General features: G+C 67.7%; 15 protein-coding genes and 1 pseudogene. 6 read left to right on the top strand and 10 right to left on the bottom strand.

Features of this window, described 5'->3' with window-relative positions; translation table 11 throughout:
• Window positions 1-93: 93 nt before the first annotated feature.
• The 6 genes from GNX71_RS02110 to gtdA all read right to left on the bottom strand — a co-directional run bounded on the left by GNX71_RS02110 (window position 94) and on the right by gtdA (window position 6698).
• On the bottom strand, window positions 94-1449 hold the full coding sequence (locus GNX71_RS02110; RefSeq protein ID WP_206176797.1) for an FAD-dependent oxidoreductase: 1356 nt from the start codon (window positions 1447-1449) through the stop codon (window positions 94-96).
• Entirely contained in the window at window positions 1449-2426 is a 978-nt protein-coding gene (locus tag GNX71_RS02105) for a tripartite tricarboxylate transporter substrate-binding protein (protein ID WP_206176796.1), read from the bottom strand. Before GNX71_RS02105 ends, GNX71_RS02110 begins: the two co-directional genes overlap by 1 nt.
• An 83-nt stretch (window positions 2427-2509) precedes the next feature.
• A complete protein-coding gene (locus GNX71_RS02100) occupies window positions 2510-3487 on the bottom strand; it encodes a tripartite tricarboxylate transporter substrate binding protein (RefSeq protein ID WP_206176795.1) in 978 nt (325 codons plus the stop codon).
• A gap of 55 nt (window positions 3488-3542) precedes the next feature.
• Complete coding sequence (locus tag GNX71_RS02095) at window positions 3543-4817, bottom strand: 3-hydroxybenzoate 6-monooxygenase (RefSeq protein WP_206176794.1); 1275 nt, start codon at window positions 4815-4817, stop codon at window positions 3543-3545.
• Between the two features lie 25 nt (window positions 4818-4842).
• A complete protein-coding gene (locus GNX71_RS02090; RefSeq protein WP_206176793.1) occupies window positions 4843-5547 on the bottom strand; it encodes a fumarylacetoacetate hydrolase family protein in 705 nt (234 codons plus the stop codon).
• A 65-nt stretch (window positions 5548-5612) separates the two neighbouring features.
• Window positions 5613-6698, bottom strand: coding sequence for a gentisate 1,2-dioxygenase (gtdA, locus tag GNX71_RS02085; RefSeq protein WP_206176792.1), 1086 nt, complete (start codon window positions 6696-6698; stop codon window positions 5613-5615).
• Between the two features lie 130 nt (window positions 6699-6828).
• Between gtdA and GNX71_RS02080 the strand changes: the two genes are divergently transcribed.
• The 6 genes from GNX71_RS02080 (at window position 6829) to GNX71_RS02055 (ending at window position 10871) form a co-directional block, all read left to right on the top strand.
• Complete coding sequence (locus GNX71_RS02080) at window positions 6829-7725, top strand: LysR family transcriptional regulator (protein ID WP_206176791.1); 897 nt, start codon at window positions 6829-6831, stop codon at window positions 7723-7725.
• A 98-nt stretch (window positions 7726-7823) separates the two neighbouring features.
• Window positions 7824-8273: an acyl-CoA thioesterase gene (locus GNX71_RS02075; protein WP_206176790.1), complete on the top strand. Its 450-nt coding sequence runs from the start codon at window positions 7824-7826 to the stop codon at window positions 8271-8273.
• Window positions 8274-8361: 88 nt separating this feature from the next.
• Window positions 8362-8856 (top strand): phasin family protein, encoded by a 495-nt coding sequence (locus GNX71_RS02070; protein ID WP_206176789.1) that lies wholly within the window; start codon window positions 8362-8364, stop codon window positions 8854-8856.
• Window positions 8857-8980: 124 nt separating this feature from the next.
• Window positions 8981-9679, top strand: coding sequence for a TetR/AcrR family transcriptional regulator (locus GNX71_RS02065; RefSeq protein ID WP_206176788.1), 699 nt, complete (start codon window positions 8981-8983; stop codon window positions 9677-9679).
• Window positions 9680-9693: 14 nt separating this feature from the next.
• The gene (locus tag GNX71_RS02060; protein WP_206176787.1) at window positions 9694-10530 is read left to right on the top strand and encodes a hypothetical protein; all 837 of its coding nucleotides are present in this window, start codon (window positions 9694-9696) and stop codon (window positions 10528-10530) included.
• Between the two features lie 83 nt (window positions 10531-10613).
• Window positions 10614-10871: an acyl-CoA-binding protein gene (locus GNX71_RS02055; RefSeq protein ID WP_013538829.1), complete on the top strand. Its 258-nt coding sequence runs from the start codon at window positions 10614-10616 to the stop codon at window positions 10869-10871.
• 189 nt (window positions 10872-11060) lie between these two features.
• On the opposite strand, the pseudogene GNX71_RS33465 reads toward GNX71_RS02055, so the two are convergent.
• From GNX71_RS33465 to GNX71_RS02040, 4 genes and pseudogenes are all read right to left on the bottom strand, one after another.
• Window positions 11061-11636, bottom strand: a pseudogene (locus tag GNX71_RS33465) (DNA/RNA non-specific endonuclease); the annotation flags it as partial.
• Window positions 11637-11860: 224 nt separating this feature from the next.
• Entirely contained in the window at window positions 11861-12112 is a 252-nt protein-coding gene (locus GNX71_RS02050) for a hypothetical protein (protein ID WP_206176786.1), read from the bottom strand.
• Window positions 12109-13755 carry a S8 family serine peptidase gene (locus GNX71_RS02045; protein ID WP_206176785.1) on the bottom strand — a complete coding sequence of 549 codons (1647 nt, stop codon included), beginning with the start codon at window positions 13753-13755 and terminating at the stop codon, window positions 12109-12111. The genes GNX71_RS02050 and GNX71_RS02045 overlap by 4 nt, the downstream gene beginning before the upstream one ends.
• 74 nt (window positions 13756-13829) lie before the next feature.
• Complete coding sequence (locus GNX71_RS02040) at window positions 13830-15077, bottom strand: CaiB/BaiF CoA-transferase family protein (protein ID WP_206176784.1); 1248 nt, start codon at window positions 15075-15077, stop codon at window positions 13830-13832.
• Window positions 15078-15271 lie beyond the last annotated feature (194 nt).

Here is a 15271-nt window from a genome sequence, read left to right as displayed (position 1 = left end):
GAGACGACGCGCAGGGGTCGAAAACGAAAGGAGGTGCACTTTTCGTCCGGGGTTGGAGTTCATCAAGCCCCGGACTCTAGCGCGCCACGGGATTCAGCGGTCGATATCCGCGCCGTCGGCAACGAGCTTCTTCTGCAGCGCCGGCACATCGACATCCGCGAAATTCGCGTTGCCCAGCGACGCCGCCGCCGTGCCAGCCGCCTGCCCCATGACGAAGCAGCCGCCGCTTGCGCGCGCGGCCGACTGGCCCTCGTGCGTCATCGCGGCGCAGCGGCCGGCCACCAGCAGGTTGTCGACCCGGCGCGGCACCAGCATGCGCCAGGGCAGCTGGTTGTAGGTGCGGCTGTCGTCGCGCGGAAAGGCCCATTCGATGCGGCCGTCGGCGTGCATTTCCATCGGCCAGGCGTTGATGCCGATGCTGTCGTCGAACCGCGCCGACGAAAGAATGTCTTCGCCCGCGAGCGCATACAGGCCCTCGATGCGACGCGTTTCTCGGATGCCGACCTGCGGCGCGATCTCCACGATGGCCGAATGCGCGAAGCCCGGCACCTCGGCCTTCATGAACTTGAAGTACTCGGCGATCTGGCGGCGGCCTTCGAGTTCGCCCTCGGTGAGCTCGCGCGCATCGACGCCGTTCATCGCGCGGCCCGCCGCGTTGCGGATCTGCGTGACGTTGGCGCGCCATTCGCGCGGGTCGATGTTGGGCCGCAGGATCGCGCCTTCGCGCGGAAACTTGTAGGTGCCGGGCTTGCGCTGCTGCACCTCGGCCATCAGGTCGTTGATGGCCTTGAACTCGCCCACCGCCGCGAGCGCGGGCTCGGCATCGACCTGGCCGACACGGAACATCGTGGTCGGAAAGAGGCCGCTGCCGTGGCCGTCGCCCACCTCGAAGGGCACGCCCGCGAAGGCCGCCACGTCGGCGTCGCCGCTGGCGTCGATGAAGGCATTGGCGCGGATCGCCTGGCGGCCCGACTTGGTCTCGACCACGAGCGCGGCGATGCGGTCGCCGTCGCGGATCACCGCCGCCGCCCACGCATGGAACAAGAGGTTCACGCCCGCATCGAGCAGCAGCTGGTCGGCCGCGATCTTGTACGCCGAGGTGTCGTAGGAGCGCACGCGGATGCGGCCCTGCATGCCGTCCTGCGGCTTGTTGAGGCCGCCGAGCGCGCCGATGCGATCAAGCAGGTCGTCGGCCACGCCGCGCACCAGCAGCGTCATCTCGCCGTTGCGCTTGCCGTACAGGCCCGCGAAGTTGGTCACGCCGCCCGCGGTGCCCATGCCGCCGAGGAAGCCGTAGCGCTCCACCAGCAGCGTGTTGGCGCCATGGCGCGCGGCGCTCACGGCGGCGGCGATGCCGGCGGGGCCGCCGCCGACCACCACCACGTCGTATTCGCCGAAGACCGGCAGCTCGCGTGCCGGTTCGGTCAGGGTCTTCTGCTGGACTGTCATTACTGGAGCTTGATGCCGCGGGTGGAAATGATCTTGGTCATGATCGCGGCCTCATCGTTGACACGCGTGCGCATGCCATCGGGCGAAGTGCCCACGGCCTGCCAGCCTTGCTCGAAGAGCTTGCGGCGGACCTCGGGGTCCTTCATGACGATTTCGAGTTCGTGGCCGATGCGCGCCTGCGCGGTCTTCGAGAGGTTGGCCGGACCGAGCAGCGCCACCCACACCTCGAGGCTGAAGTCCTTCACGCCGGCTTCGGACAGCGGCGGAATCTCGGGCACCAAGGCGCTGCGGCCGCCGGTGAGGCCCACGGCCTTGAGCTTGCCGGCCTTGATCTGCGGCATGGCCACGCCCGGCGGGATCAGGCCCATCTGCACCTGGTCGCCCAGCATGCCGGTGATGACCTGCGGGTTGCCCTGGTAGGGCACGTGCTCGGGCTTGAAGCCGGGCACGCGGCTCTTGAGCAGCTCCATGCCCAGGTGGCCGACCGAGCCGATGCCGACCGAGCCGTAGTTCCACTTGTCGCCGGCCTTGCGCGCGGCGTCGAAGAAGGCGGTGCCCGTGGGCAGGTTGTTCTGCGCCACCAGCACGAGCGGCGCGGTCGCGATCAGCGAGAGGTACGTGAAGTCCTTGACCGGGTCGTAGGGCAGCTTCGGATACAGCATCTTCGACGAGGTGAGATTGCCGTTGATGACGATGCCCAGCGTATGGTCGTCGGTGGCCTTGGCCACCTGGTCGGCCGCGATGTTGCCCGAGGCGCCGGCCTTGTTGTCCACCACGATCGGCTGGCCCAGCGCCTTGCCCAGCGGCTCGGCGATGGTACGCGCCGCGATGTCGGGCGTGGAGCCGCCCGGAAAGCCCACGAGCAAACGGATGGGCTTGGTCGGCCAGGCGCTGTTCTGTGCACTGGCGGCGAGCGGCAGCAAGGTGGCGGCTGCCAGGCCGCAAGCGATCAAAAGGGCTCTCTTTTTGGCGTGCATGCGAAAAGAAGTGAAAAAGTTAACAAAAACCGAAGAAAGCCAGCTTAACTGCCGAGGGGAACAGCGGGCAAGGCGCGCTCCCGCTATTCGAGGCTGATGTTGCCCCTGCGCACCAGTTCGCCGTACACCTTCGACTTGGCCTCGGCGTTGCGCTGGATCTCCTCGGGCGACCACGCCAGCGGCTCGAAGGCGAAGGTGTCGAAGCGCGCGCGGATCTCGGGGTCGGCGATGACCTTGGCCACATCGGCGTTGATCTTGGCCTTCACCGCCGTCGGCACGCCCTTGGGCGCGAGCAGCGAGACGAAGGAATTGACTTCGAGCGACGCCGGCCCGCCCGCCTCGGCCATGGTCGGCACATCGGGCATCTGCGGAATGCGTTTGGGCGCGGCAACCGCGATGTAGCGCAACTTGCCGGCCTTGTAGATGCCCTGGCTCGACGGAATGCTCGCGAAGGCCCATGGCACCTCGCCCGTGCCGACGTTGGAATACAGCTGCGACACCTCGCGGTACGGCGCGTGGCGCATGCGGATGCCGGTGAGCGCCTCCAGCTGCTGCGCGCCCAGATGGCCGGGGCTGCCGACGCCCCACGAACCGTAGACGACGCCTTCGGGCTCGGCCTTGGCGGCGGCGATGAGATCGCCCATGGTCTTCCACTTCGAATCGGTGCCCACCGCCACGAAGAAGGGCGTGCGGAACAGCGAGGCCACCGGGTCGAAGTGCTGCAGCGTCACGAAGTTCTTCGACTTGTACAGGTGCGGCAGCGCGGCGACGTGCTCGCTGTCCAGCTGCAGCAGCGTGTAGCCGTCGGGCGCGGCGCGGCGTGCCTGGTCGATGGCGATGAAGCCGCCGCCACCCGGCTTGTTGTCGATCACCACACGCTGGTTCCACAGGCGCGAGAGCTTGTCGGACACGAGGCGCAGCACCGCGTCGGGGCCGCTGCCGGCGGCGAATGGCGTGACCAGCGTCACGGGCCTGTTCGGGAAGTCGCCGGCCTGCGCCAGCGCGCCGGTGGTGGCAGTCAGGGCGAGAGCGCCCGTCAGCAATGCGCGCGAGAAGTTCATGGTGCTTGTCTCCTGGGCCTGTGGCCTCGAATAGTGATGATGGAAGAAACTCGTTTCAGTGCGACGAAAGCGCAGCCGCCGCACCGACTGTGCGCTCGGCCGCGGCAGGCTGCAGAGATGCCGGCGCATCGTCCAGGCAATGCTCGGGCCGCCACGCATAGAGCCACTCGACGGCATCGTAGAAACGCTCCGGCGTGCGCCCCACCCAGAGGCTGTTGCGCACCAGCCGCTCGACACCTTTCGCGTGGTACAGCCGCCCCATCTCGCGCACCGACAGCACCACGCGCGCCGTGCGGGCAACGCGCGCGGCTTCGTACAGCTTGAACGCGGCGGTCATGTCGAAATCGCAGGCCTTCACCGCGGCGCCCAGCGTCACCGCGTCTTCGAGCGCCATGCAGGCGCCCTGGGCGAGGTACTGCATCATCGGATGCGCCGCATCGCCCAGCAGCGTGGCCGGGCCCTCGCTCCAGCGGTCGACCGGGTCGCGGTCGGCGGTGCTCCAGCGGCGCCACGAGGTGGGACGGTCGAGCAGTTGGCGCGGGCGCGCATGCACGCCCTCGAAGTAAGAAAGCACTTCCTCCTTGCTGCCGTCGGTGACGCCCCACTCTTCTTCTTCGCGGCTGTGGAAGGTGACGACAAGGTTGTATTGCTCGCCGTGGCGCAACGGGTAGTGCACCAGGTGGCAGTTCGGGCCGGCCCACACCACGGGCGCGTTCCAGCGCAGGTCCGTCGGCATTTCGGATGCGGGCACGACCGCGCGGTACACGACATGGCCCGAGACGCGCGGTGCATCGCCGATGAGCTTCGCGCGCACCACCGACTTCACGCCGTCGCAACCCACGATGGCGTCGGCCTGAAAGCGCCGGCCGTCACGCGTGACCGCGGTGACGCCGTGCGCGCCGGTGTCGATGGACTCGACCTGCGCCGAGGTGTGGAAGCGGATCAGCGGATGCTGCTTCACCGCCTCGTGGATCGCGCCATGCAGGTCGGCACGGTGGCTCACCGCGTACGGATTCCTGAAGCGCGCACGGAAGGCTTCGCCGACCGGCACCGAGGCCACTTCGCTGCAATCGACCGCATCCATCATCACCAGCCTGTCGGTGAAGACCGAGCCTCGGCGCACCGCCTCGCCCACGCCCAGCGCGTCGAGCGCGGCGAAGGCGTTGGGGCCGAGCTGCAGGCCCGCGCCGATCTCGCCGATGGCCGCGCTCTGTTCGAGCAGGTCGATGGAAACACCGAGGCGCGCGAGTGCGAGCGCAGCAGCCATGCCGCCGATGCCGCCGCCGACGAGCAGCACGCGGGGCGGGTTCTTCGTGGGGGATGTGCTCATCGCGTGGTCTTTGCGCTTCGAGCGATCAGTCGATGCGAACGGTGAGCGACGGCAGCCGCTCGATGCTGACCTTGATCGTCTGCCCCGCCTTCACCGCGCCCACGCCTTCGGGCGTGCCGGTGAAGATCAGGTCGCCGGGCTGCAGCGTGAAGAGCGTCGAGAGATTGGCGATCACTTCATTCACCGACCAGATCAGGTGCGCGATGTCGCTGTTCTGGCGCACTTCGCCATCGACCGTGAGCGTGATCGCGCCGGCATTGATCTCGCCCACATCGGCCAGCGTGCGCAGTGGCGCGATGGGCGCCGAGAAGTCGAAGGCCTTGCCGATTTCCCATGGCCGTCCCTGCTCGCGCATCTTCATCTGCAGGTCGCGGCGCGTCATGTCCAGGCCGACGGCGTAGCTGTGGATGTAGCCCGAAGCCTGGTCGACCGGAATGTCGCGGCCACCCTTGCCGATGGCAACCACGAGTTCGGCTTCGTAGTGGTAGTTGCTCGTGAGCGGCGGGTATGGAATGGCGCCCGTCTGGCCTTCGGCCACGGGCACCACCGAGGCGTCGTCGTTGGGCTTGCAGAAGAAGAACGGCGGTTCGCGGTCGGGATCGAAACCCATCTCGCGGGCATGCGCCGCGTAGTTGCGGCCGACGCAGTAGACGCGGCGCACGGGGAACAGCTTGTCGGAATCGACGATGGGCAGGCCGACGATGGAAGGAGGTGTGAAAACGAAGGACATGGAAGGCTCCTGCCGCACGCGGCGGCACACGGTCAAACAATGAAAAGAAAGAGGACGGCCGCCGTTCAGGCGTCTTCGAGAAAGGCTTCGCGCAGGATGCCCATGGCCTGCTGCACGGGGCGGTCGGAGAAACTGAAGAGCACCACGTCCTTGACCGGCGACAAGAGCCGCAGCGGCGCCCAAGACGGCACGACGAAGGTGTCGCGCGGCCCGAACTCGAAGCGCTGGCCCGCGATCTCGGCGATGCCGTGGCCTTCGACCACGCTGTAGACGGAGCCATCGGTCGCGCGGTGCGTCTTGCCCGCGAAGCCCTTGGGCAGCAGCTGCAGGTTGGTCGAGATCGTCGGCATCGGCGAGCCGCCCGTCAGCGGGTTGATGTAGCGCAGCTTGTGGCCCAGCCACGCATCGGGCGCTTCCTGTTTCTGCAACTGCGCGAGCGCCTCGCGGCTGCGCGCATAGGGGTAGTTGAAGATCGGCGAGGTGGCCGACACATGGTCGTGTCGCACCGGCACCATGTTGTGGCCGAAGCGCGCGAGGCTGTGGCCCTCCGGGCGCGCGACGTGCTGCACCTTGGCGTCGTCGTTCTCGGCAAAGCCCGCATCGAAGAAACGCAGCATCGGGATGTCGAGCCCGTCGAGCCACACCACCGGCTCGCTCACGCCTTCGATGCCTTCGTTGCCATGGTCATGCCAGGCCCACGATGGCGTGATGATGAAGTCGCCCGGGTACATGGTGGTGCGCTCGCCGCCCACCGTGGTGTAGGCGCCCTTGCCATCGACAATGAAGCGCAGCGCCGACTGCACATGGCGGTGCGACGGCGCCACCTCGCCCGGCATGATGAGCTGGAGGCCCGCGTAGATCGACTGCGTGATCGACGAGTTGCCCGGCAGCGCCGGGTTCTCCAGCACCAGCACGCGGCGCACGGCCTCCTCGGCGGTGATGAGGTCGGCCGACTCCATCAGCAGCGGGCGGATCTCGTCGTAGCGCCAGAGGGCCGGCACGCACGGCGTCTGCGGCTCGCGCGGCACCAGGGCGTGCAGCGACTCCCACAGCGGGGTGAGGTTCAGGGGGCGGATGCGGGCGTAGTAGTCGCTGCGTTCGGCGGCGTTGGCCGGGGCGCTTTTCGGGGCGCTTGCGGAAGCGGGGTTCATGCGTGGTTGTCTCCGTTGCGGGCATTGTTGATCCACCCCACTATTTCCTCAAGACCGGCAGCCAATACACGGAATTCGAAATTTCGATAATGGTGTCTTTCGCCCTAAGCAAAGAACGCCGGAAAACACCATGTCCAAGCTCGATCTCGAATGGCTCGCCGTGTTCGACGAGGTCTACAAGACCGGCAACGTCTCCAAGGCCGCCGAGCGGCTGGGCATGGCACAGGCCGCGGCCAGCACCGCGCTCAACAAGCTGCGGGCGCACTTCGACGACCGCCTCTTCACCCGCACCGCGCAGGGCATGCAGCCCACGCCGCATGCCGAGCGCATCTACCCGAACCTGCGCGAGGTGCTGGCCCAACTGGCGCAGGCCCAGGGCAACCGCAGCAGCTTCGCGCCCGCCGAGGCGCAGCGGCGCTTTCGCATCTGCATGACCGACATCAGCGAGGTGGTGCTGCTGCCCGGCCTGCTCGACCACCTGCGGCACGTGGCGCCGGGGGTGCACATCGAGACCGAGATCATCTCTACCAACAGCGGCCGCCGCCTGCAGGACGGCGAGGTCGACCTGGCCGTGGGCTTCATGCCGCAGCTGGACGCGGGCTTCTACCAGCAGACGCTGTTCATGCAGAACTTCGTCTGCCTCGCGGCGCAGAACCATCCGCGCATCGGCGCGCGGCTCACGCGCAAGCGCTTCGAGGCGGAGGCGCATGCGGTGGTGTCCACGTCCGGTACGGGGCATGCCATCGTCGACACGACCATCGCGCGGCTCGGGTTGAAGCGCGACGTGGTGGTGCGGCTGTCGAGCTTTCTGAGCGTGGCGCGGATCGTTGCGCACACCGAACTGCTCGTGGTGGTGCCGCGCATCCTGGGCAAGGTGCTGGCCACCCAGGAGCCGGTGAAGCTGCTGGAGCTGCCCTTCGCGCTGCCGGATTACGCGGTGAAGCAGCACTGGCACGAGCGCTTCCACGCGGACCCGGGCAACGCGTGGCTGCGGCGCACGCTGGCGCAGCTTTTCAGCGGCAGCTGAGCGTGTACGCCCGGGCGACGGGCGGCGCGGCCGGAAGCGGGCGCCCGCTCGCATAATCGCGGCTCCCCACCACAGCCCATCCGACAAAGGCGGCCTTCATGTCTTCCATCACCCTGCGTTTTCTGGCCGAGCCCAGCACCGTCAACTTCGGCGGCAAGGTCCACGGCGGCACGGTCATGAAGTGGATCGACGAGGCCGGCTACGCCTGCGCGACCAGCTGGGCCAAGCGCTATTGCGTCACCGCCTTCATCGGCAGCATCCGCTTCCACCGGCCGATCATGATCGGCGACCTCGTCGAGGTCGAGGCCCGCCTCGCCTACACCGGCACCACCAGCATGAACATCTCGGTCGAGGTGCGCAGCGGTGACATGAAGGGGGGCGTGATGGAAAAGACCACGGAATGCCTGATCGTCTTCGTCTCGGTCGACTCGCACGGCCGGCCGCTGCCGGTGGAAGCCTTCGCGCCCGGCACGCCTGGCGAGATGGCATTGGCCGAGCGTGCGAAGGCGCACCTGGACGCGAGCCGCGCAGCCGGCGCCACGCCGTAGTCGCCGTAGTCGCCGTAGAGGCGAAGCTCTAACCGGAGCGATGCCCAGCGGCTAGAGTCAGCCGATTGTTTTCAAAGGAACACTCCGCATGGCGACTCAAGACGACGACAGCAACAACGGCAACAGCAAATCCTCCGACCGCATCAAGGATTCCGCCCAGCAGATCTGGCTCGCCGGCCTCGGCGCCTTCGCCAAGATGCAGCAGGAGGGCAGCAAGGCCTTCGAGGCGCTGGTCAAGGACGGCGCCGGCATGCAGAAGAAGACCCAGGCCGCCGCCGAGGAAACCCTCGCCCAGGCCCAGCAGCGCATGGCCGGCTTCGCCAGCGAGTTCGGCACCAAGGCCGCGGGCCAGTGGGGCAAGCTGGAGAACATCTTCGAGGAGCGCGTGGCGCGCGCCCTCGAAAAACTCGGTGTCCCCTCGGCCGCCGACATGGCCGCGCTGCAGGCACGCGTCGAGGCCCTCGAAGCGCAATTGAAGGGCAATGCGAAGGCGGCGGCGACCACCCGCAAGACCACCGCGCGCAAGACCGCGGCATCCACAACCGCCGCGAAGAAGACACTGCGCAGCCCCAAGGCCGGCTGACGCCAACCAAATTGCGGCACTGCACAAAAATTAAGCGCCGCAAAACATGTCCTGCACCGTTCATGGTGCAGTGCACATACGCTAGAGTGTTCCCAAGACCAAGAGACACACCGGGGGCACCGACATGGCAAAGAAGGCGCCACGCCGCACAGCGCAACGCATCCTCGAAGCCGCACTGGACCTGTTCAACCGCTTCGGGGAACCGAACGTCTCGACCACGCTGATCGCGGGCGAGCTCAACATCAGCCCCGGCAATCTCTACTACCACTACCCCGCCAAGGAAGAGCTGATCAACAAGCTCTACCAGGGCTACGAGGCCGAGCTCAACGAGCTGCTGCACGCGAGCGAAGGCGTGCACGACGTGGAAGACGCGTGGTTCTTCATGCACACGCTGTTCGAGCTGATCTGGCGCTACCGCTTTCTCTACCGCGACCTGAACGACCTGCTGAGCAAGAACCGCCACCTGGAGACGCAGTTCCAGCTGGTGCTCAAGAACAAGACCCGCGCGATCCGCCAGCTGATCTCCGGCCTCAGCCGCGCCGGCCACCTGGACATCGACGCGCACGAGATCGATCCGCTGGCCCAGAGCATGGTCGTGGTGCTCACCTACTGGCTGAGCTACGAATACGTGCGCAATCCGCGCGAGGCGCTCGAACCGGCGCATGCGCAGGGCGCGCTGATGCGCGGCGGCCACCACACCCTGCACCTGCTCGCGCCCTACCTCGGACGGGAACAACGACGGCATCTGCTGACACTCAGCAATGCCTACAACGGCGAAGATGCCACGCACAACGTGGCTCCCACTGTCGACATGGCGGCCTAGGGCCTGTCCACACCATGCCCCACCCCGATTTCAAACCGCTCTCGCTGATGTCCGCCGGCCCGGTCGCCGCCAACGCGGAACCGTGGACGCCCCTGCCCTACGCCGACGTGCCGCGCTTCGACGCACGCAGCGTGCTGCCCCATTGGCCGCGCCTGCATGCCGGCCACCACCTGCCGCCGCCGGACGCCGATGCGCCGCTGGCCGAAGGCTGGGCGCTGTACCACAGCGGCGATTTCGAACGCGCCGCCGCCATCGGCCTGCTGCACGGCTCCGAGGGCCTGGTGCTCGCCAACCAGGCCACCGCCATCTATGCCAACTACCTCGAGCCGCGCGAGGCCACCCGGCTCGCGATGTTCCGCCAGGTGATCGAGCGCGCCGGGGCGCAGGCCGCCGCCGAGCCCGACAACTGCCAGGCGCTCTACTGGCAGGCCTATGCGCTGGGCCGCTACAGCCAGGGCATCAGCGTGGCGCGCGCGCTGGCGCAGGGCCTGGGCAGCAAGCTCAAGGGCGCGCTGGAGCATGTGATCGCGCTGCAGCCAGAGCACGCCGACGCGCACCTCGCGCTGGCCGCGTTCCACGCCGAAGTGATCGACAAGGTGGGCGCGCTGGTCGGCCGCATGACCTACGGCGTGCGTGCCGAGACCTCGGTGGAATTGTTCGAGCGCGGACTCGAACTGCACCCGCACTCGCCCGCCGGAATGATGGAGTACGCCCGCGCGCTACTGATGCTGCATGGCGACTCGCGCATGGCCGAGGCCACCCGGCTCTACGAAAAGGCCGCGGCGATGGAGCCGGCGGATGCGCGGGAGCGGCTGGACGTGGAACTCGCACGGGCGGGCCTGCGCGACTGAGTCAGGCCCCGCCCGGTACGGGCATGTACCGCGCAACTTAAGATGCGGGATTCCCGTTTTGTTTTTCGATGGATCCATCCACCATGTCCGACCTCAACGCCCAATTCGAAGCCGCCCAGGCCAACTCCAAGCTGCTGGCCGAGCGCCCCGACAACCCCACGCTGCTGAAGATCTACGGCCTCTTCAAGCAGGCCACCGAAGGCGACAACACCGCCAAGAAGCCCAGCTTCAGCGACATCGTCGCGCGCGCCAAGTGGGACGCCTGGACCGCCCAGAAGGGCGCGAGCAGCGACGAGGCCAAGCAGAAGTACATCGACCTGATCGAGTCCCTGCGCGGCTGAACGGCCGGACCGGAGCCGCTCAGGCCGGCAGCTTCGTGTCGGTGAAGCGCCGGATGGGCTGGACGAACGCGAGGTCCGCCCCGTCGAGCACGTCGCGCCCTTCCAGGCTTTCGAAGCGGAGCCCGGTCTCCGCCTCGACGAATGCGAGCGGACGCTGCGAAGTGCCGAAATCTTCCAGGTCGCGCGCCACGCCCGAATCGAGGTACGTGCCTGGCTCATCAGGTAGGCGATGGCGCTCAGTTCGCCCGTCGCCTCGCTGATAAAGGCGACGACCTTCCAGAAATCCCGCGGAATCCGGATGCCGAAACGCTCCGGGTCGTCCGCCCGAAGGATGGGGCCGGTGAACACGCTGATGCGCTTGTCGTCGCCCTGCGCATTGCCCAGGATGTAGTCCTCCAGGTCGCCCCACAGCCCGTCGTTGAAGGGCTGCCACTGGGGGCAGGCGTTGGTGGCGAAGAAGGTGTCGATATTGGCTCGCTGCGCCGTGGCCAGCGAGCCCCAGTTCGGGTCCTGCCTGCGCGTCATGTGGCCGCGGGAGAATTTCTGCTCCTGCTCGGGGCCGTAGGCCTCCCGCAGCATCTGGTATTCCTTCCTGATGCGGCCGTCGTAGTTCCAGGTGTCGTGGCGCGGCACGTTCTTCGACTTCGACCCGTCGATGTTGCACGCGGAATAAAGCGGCACGCGCCGGGAGATGCATTGCACCGTGCTGAAGTGCTGGTACCTGAGCTCGAAGGAGCCATCGTCGAGCGTTGCGATGTCGTCCATGTCGATGGCATCGCCCATCGATGGCAATTCCACGCGGTTGTCGCCGCCGAAGAATCCGGGCTCGTAGCCCTTGCGGCCCTTGAAGAATTCCGGTGGCTTCGGGATGGCGGCGACGCGCTGGATGCCGGCCCACGAACTGCTCACGACCTGGATGTCTGTATCGGACATGAAGCTCCCTCTTCAAGAAAACGCCATGGCCGACAACGGCCACGGGCGCCTTTCGGCTACTTCGCGAGCTTGGCGCGTGCGTTTTTCAGATTGAAGACAGGCTTGCGGATTTCCGCGAAGGTGGGCTGGGACACGGCCCATTCGGGGTTCTGCTCGATCGCCGCGAGCTGCTCGTCGTCGACCTGGGCTTCCACCAGGGTGCCCGTCTTCGGCGTGAGCACGACCCCGGGCACGCAGCGGCGCAGCCGCGCTTCCGCCGACAACTTCTTGCCGGGGCTGCCTGTGTAGGTCAAGACGACGCTGGTCACTTCTTCAGAACTCCAAAACCTTCATATTCGGCGGGCCACCCCACTCTTTGCGCTGCCTGCGACAGCATCGTGACGATGGCGTCGGCCCTCTCGGGGCCGTTTGGCATGTTAAGCAGCTTCGAATTCCCTGACAACAGACGGGCCGCCATGCCCGAGGTGTAGGGCGTGGCCATGGAGGTGCCGGACATCATGGCGTACCTGTCGCCCGGAAACGTCGACAGCACGGCCACGCCGGGGCCGATGAAATCGGTCGACAGCCCGTAGTTGGAGAACTCGGCGACGAATTCCTTCTTGCGGCGGATCTCGCTCTCCTGAAAGCTCTCGGGGCAGTCCGCCGGAAACGTGCCGTCGCGCCCCAGCGCGCCGACCGCCATCGTGTGGCTGTAGCGGGCCGGATAGCGCAAGAGCGGCTGGCCGTCGTTGCCGGTGGCGGCGAACACCACCACGCCGGCATCGCGTGCGCGCTGGAGCACATCGGGCATCTCCGGCATCGGCTCCAGGCTGCCCATGCTGATGTTGACGATGTGGCAGCCGTCGGCGATCGCGCGTTCGAGCGCGCTGGCAATGTCGGTCGATTTCGCGCGCCCGCGTTCGCCGCTCTTGGGACAGACGCGGTAGGCCAGCAGCCGGCAGGCCGGCGCGAGGCCGTGGATGCCGGTGGCTGCGGCCTTCCTGCCCGCGATGATTCCGGCGACGTGGGTCCCGTGCCCGATGCCGTTGTCCAGGAAATCCGCGGCGTTCTCGCCGGTGACGAAACAGGCGCCGCCCGCCACGGCAATGTCCGCATGCGGCCCGACGCCGCTGTCGATCACGCCGACCGTCACGCCCGCGCCCGCCTCCGGGTCGTAGGGCGCGTAGTTCGCCAGCAGCTGGAAGCTGTCGGGCACCAGCGGCAAGGCCTGCACATTCAATCGCTTCGGCGCCGCGACGCGGTCGAACCCCTTGACGAAAACCGACCAGTGCGTGTGCTCGGGCTCGACCAGGATCATTTCCACCCGCGGGTAGAGCACCGGGATTCCCAGGTCCGCGATGCCCCGGCTGTCGGTCACCGCGGGCACGTGCGCGCCATCCCAATTCACGAGCGCCTTGACCCGCACGCCCACCACGGGCTTGCCCTGCGGGTCCGCAAGATGCAGCTCGAAGCGCTTGACCTTGGCCCCCGCCGCCACCTGGATCGCACTGGAATCCAGCTCGTCGCCCAGCGGTCGGATGTACTGGAGGTAGGCCCATGCGGCGGGTGCGATCCGCAGCCCGGGCGTGTTCCGGCGCATCGCCAGCAGCGCGGACGAATTGGCCTTCATCACGGACACGTCGTCGATCTGCTTGACGAGCTTCATGCGCGGAACGCCGCGGCCCTCCACCCTTTGGCCGAGCGCCTCCGCCGCATTGCCCAGGTTGATCGCGCTCAGCGTCGCGAACTCCGCGCCGCCGGGCGCGGCACTCCGCGAAGGCCACACGATGACGTCGTCCGAGAACTTGGGCTCCGCCACCATGCGACGCAGGCGCAGCATCTGCAGCAGGCGCTCGATGTGCTCGCCGTCCGACTTCGAGATCTCGCCTTTCGCCGGCTGCTGCGCGTGCCCGGTGTCACGCGCCACGTGGGTTCGCTTCGGTGCTTCCTGCCGCTTGCTCGCTGCTGCCATGGACTCTCCTTGTTGACCGGTTTATCGCATGGGCCCCATTGCAGGCCAATGAATGAATGGATGCCGCGTGCCGGCTAACCCACGATGCCGCGCGCACGCAGCGCGGCGATCTGCTCGGCGCTCAGGCCGATTTCCTTCAGCACCGCATCGGTGTCCGCCCCCAGCGCCGGCGCGTTGTGCCGGTGGCTGGCCGGCGTGAGCGACAGCTTGGGCACGAAGCCGGGCACCGCGAGCGCGCTGCCGTCGGGCATGCGCACCTGCTGGAGCATGCCGCGCGCGGCGTAGTGCGGATCGGCCGCGATGTCGGCGATGGTGTAGATGCGACCGGCCGGTACGTGCGCCGCATCGAGCGCGGCCAGCACTTCGTCCACGGTGCGCGCGGCCGCCCAGTCGCCGATGGCGGCATCGAGCATTTCCACCTGCGCCACGCGGCCCGCGTTGCCCACCAGCGCGGGATCGGCCGCCAGGTCCGGGCGGCCGATGCATTCCATCAGGCGGCGGAAGATGCCGTCGCCATTGCCGGCAATGATCGCGTAGCCGCCATCCGCGCAGCGATACGCATTGGTCGGCGCAATGCCGGGCAGCGCGCTGCCGGCGGCCTCCCGCACGGCGCCGAATTCGCCGTACTCGGGCAGCAGGCTTTCCATGCAGTTGAAGACCGCCTCGTAGAGCGCCACGTCGATCACCTGTCCCCTGCCCTTCGGGTATTCGGCACTCACCGTCGCGTGGCGGTGCTGCATCGCCATCAGCACGCCGATCACGCCGTGCAATGACGCCAGCGTGTCGCCGATCGACACGCCCACGCGCACCGGCACGCGGCCCGGCTCGCCCGTGAGGTGGCGCAGTCCGCCCATCGCCTCGGCCACCACGCCGAAGCCGGGGCGGTCGCGGTAGGGGCCGGTCTGGCCGTAGCCGCTGATGCGCAGCATCACGAGCGCGGGGTTGGCGGCCAGCAGCGCGTCGGGGCCGAGGCCCCAGCCTTCCATCGCGCCGGGGCGGAAGTTCTCGATCAGCACGTCGGCCTCGGCCGCGAGCTGCCGCACGATCGCCTGCGCCTCGGGCTCGCGCAGGTCGAGCGCCAGCGAGCGCTTGTTGCGCGACTGCACCTGCCACCAGACCGAAGTGCCATCTTTCAGCAACCGCCAGGTGCGCAGCGGATCACCCGCGCCGGGCGGCTCGATCTTCACCACCTCGGCGCCGAAGTCGGCCAGCGTGCGTGCGGCGAAGGGCCCGGCGATCAGCTGGCCGAGCTCGACGACCTTGAGGCCGGCCAGCGGGCCGGCGGTGGTCGGCGTGGCTTGGGAAGAAGTGGTTTTCGTCATGGCGCCAGAGTGTGCCGCGTCACGGCGAGCGCCCTCCGGGGCGGGAAAACACCTATGAATTCTTGACACCGCATTTCCGGCACTTCCCGCACCGCAGCAATCGCCCGCCGGCAGCCGCTCTCTCCCGAGGAGAAAGAGGTTTGCTGCACTGCAATGCCTTCGCCAACCCGCTTGTGCAAAGGTCAAAAAAGTAT

The sequence above is a fragment of the Variovorax sp. RKNM96 genome, from assembly GCF_017161115.1.
Lineage (GTDB): Bacteria > Pseudomonadota > Gammaproteobacteria > Burkholderiales > Burkholderiaceae_C > Variovorax.
Note: the sequence above shows the minus strand (reverse complement) of the source record. Positions and strands in the feature narration are given on the sequence as shown.

Bases quoted from the DNA above. Each gene is read 5' to 3' on its own strand.
- GNX71_RS02055 (WP_013538829.1), top strand. From the start codon at position 10,614: ATGTCCGACCTCAACGCCCAATTCGAAGCCGCCCAGGCCAACTCCAAG.
- GNX71_RS02070 (WP_206176789.1), top strand. From the start codon at position 8,362: ATGGCGACTCAAGACGACGACAGCAACAACGGCAACAGCAAATCCTCC.
- GNX71_RS02090 (WP_206176793.1), bottom strand. From the start codon at position 5,547: ATGTCCTTCGTTTTCACACCTCCTTCCATCGTCGGCCTGCCCATCGTC.
- GNX71_RS02100 (WP_206176795.1), bottom strand. From the start codon at position 3,487: ATGAACTTCTCGCGCGCATTGCTGACGGGCGCTCTCGCCCTGACTGCC.
- GNX71_RS02065 (WP_206176788.1), top strand. From the start codon at position 8,981: ATGGCAAAGAAGGCGCCACGCCGCACAGCGCAACGCATCCTCGAAGCC.
- GNX71_RS02075 (WP_206176790.1), top strand. From the start codon at position 7,824: ATGTCTTCCATCACCCTGCGTTTTCTGGCCGAGCCCAGCACCGTCAAC.
- GNX71_RS02045 (WP_206176785.1), bottom strand. From the start codon at position 13,755: ATGGCAGCAGCGAGCAAGCGGCAGGAAGCACCGAAGCGAACCCACGTG.
- GNX71_RS02060 (WP_206176787.1), top strand. From the start codon at position 9,694: ATGCCCCACCCCGATTTCAAACCGCTCTCGCTGATGTCCGCCGGCCCG.
- GNX71_RS02095 (WP_206176794.1), bottom strand. From the start codon at position 4,817: ATGAGCACATCCCCCACGAAGAACCCGCCCCGCGTGCTGCTCGTCGGC.
- GNX71_RS02040 (WP_206176784.1), bottom strand. From the start codon at position 15,077: ATGACGAAAACCACTTCTTCCCAAGCCACGCCGACCACCGCCGGCCCG.
- GNX71_RS02110 (WP_206176797.1), bottom strand. From the start codon at position 1,449: ATGACAGTCCAGCAGAAGACCCTGACCGAACCGGCACGCGAGCTGCCG.
- GNX71_RS02105 (WP_206176796.1), bottom strand. From the start codon at position 2,426: ATGCACGCCAAAAAGAGAGCCCTTTTGATCGCTTGCGGCCTGGCAGCC.
- GNX71_RS02080 (WP_206176791.1), top strand. From the start codon at position 6,829: ATGTCCAAGCTCGATCTCGAATGGCTCGCCGTGTTCGACGAGGTCTAC.
- gtdA (WP_206176792.1), bottom strand. From the start codon at position 6,698: ATGAACCCCGCTTCCGCAAGCGCCCCGAAAAGCGCCCCGGCCAACGCC.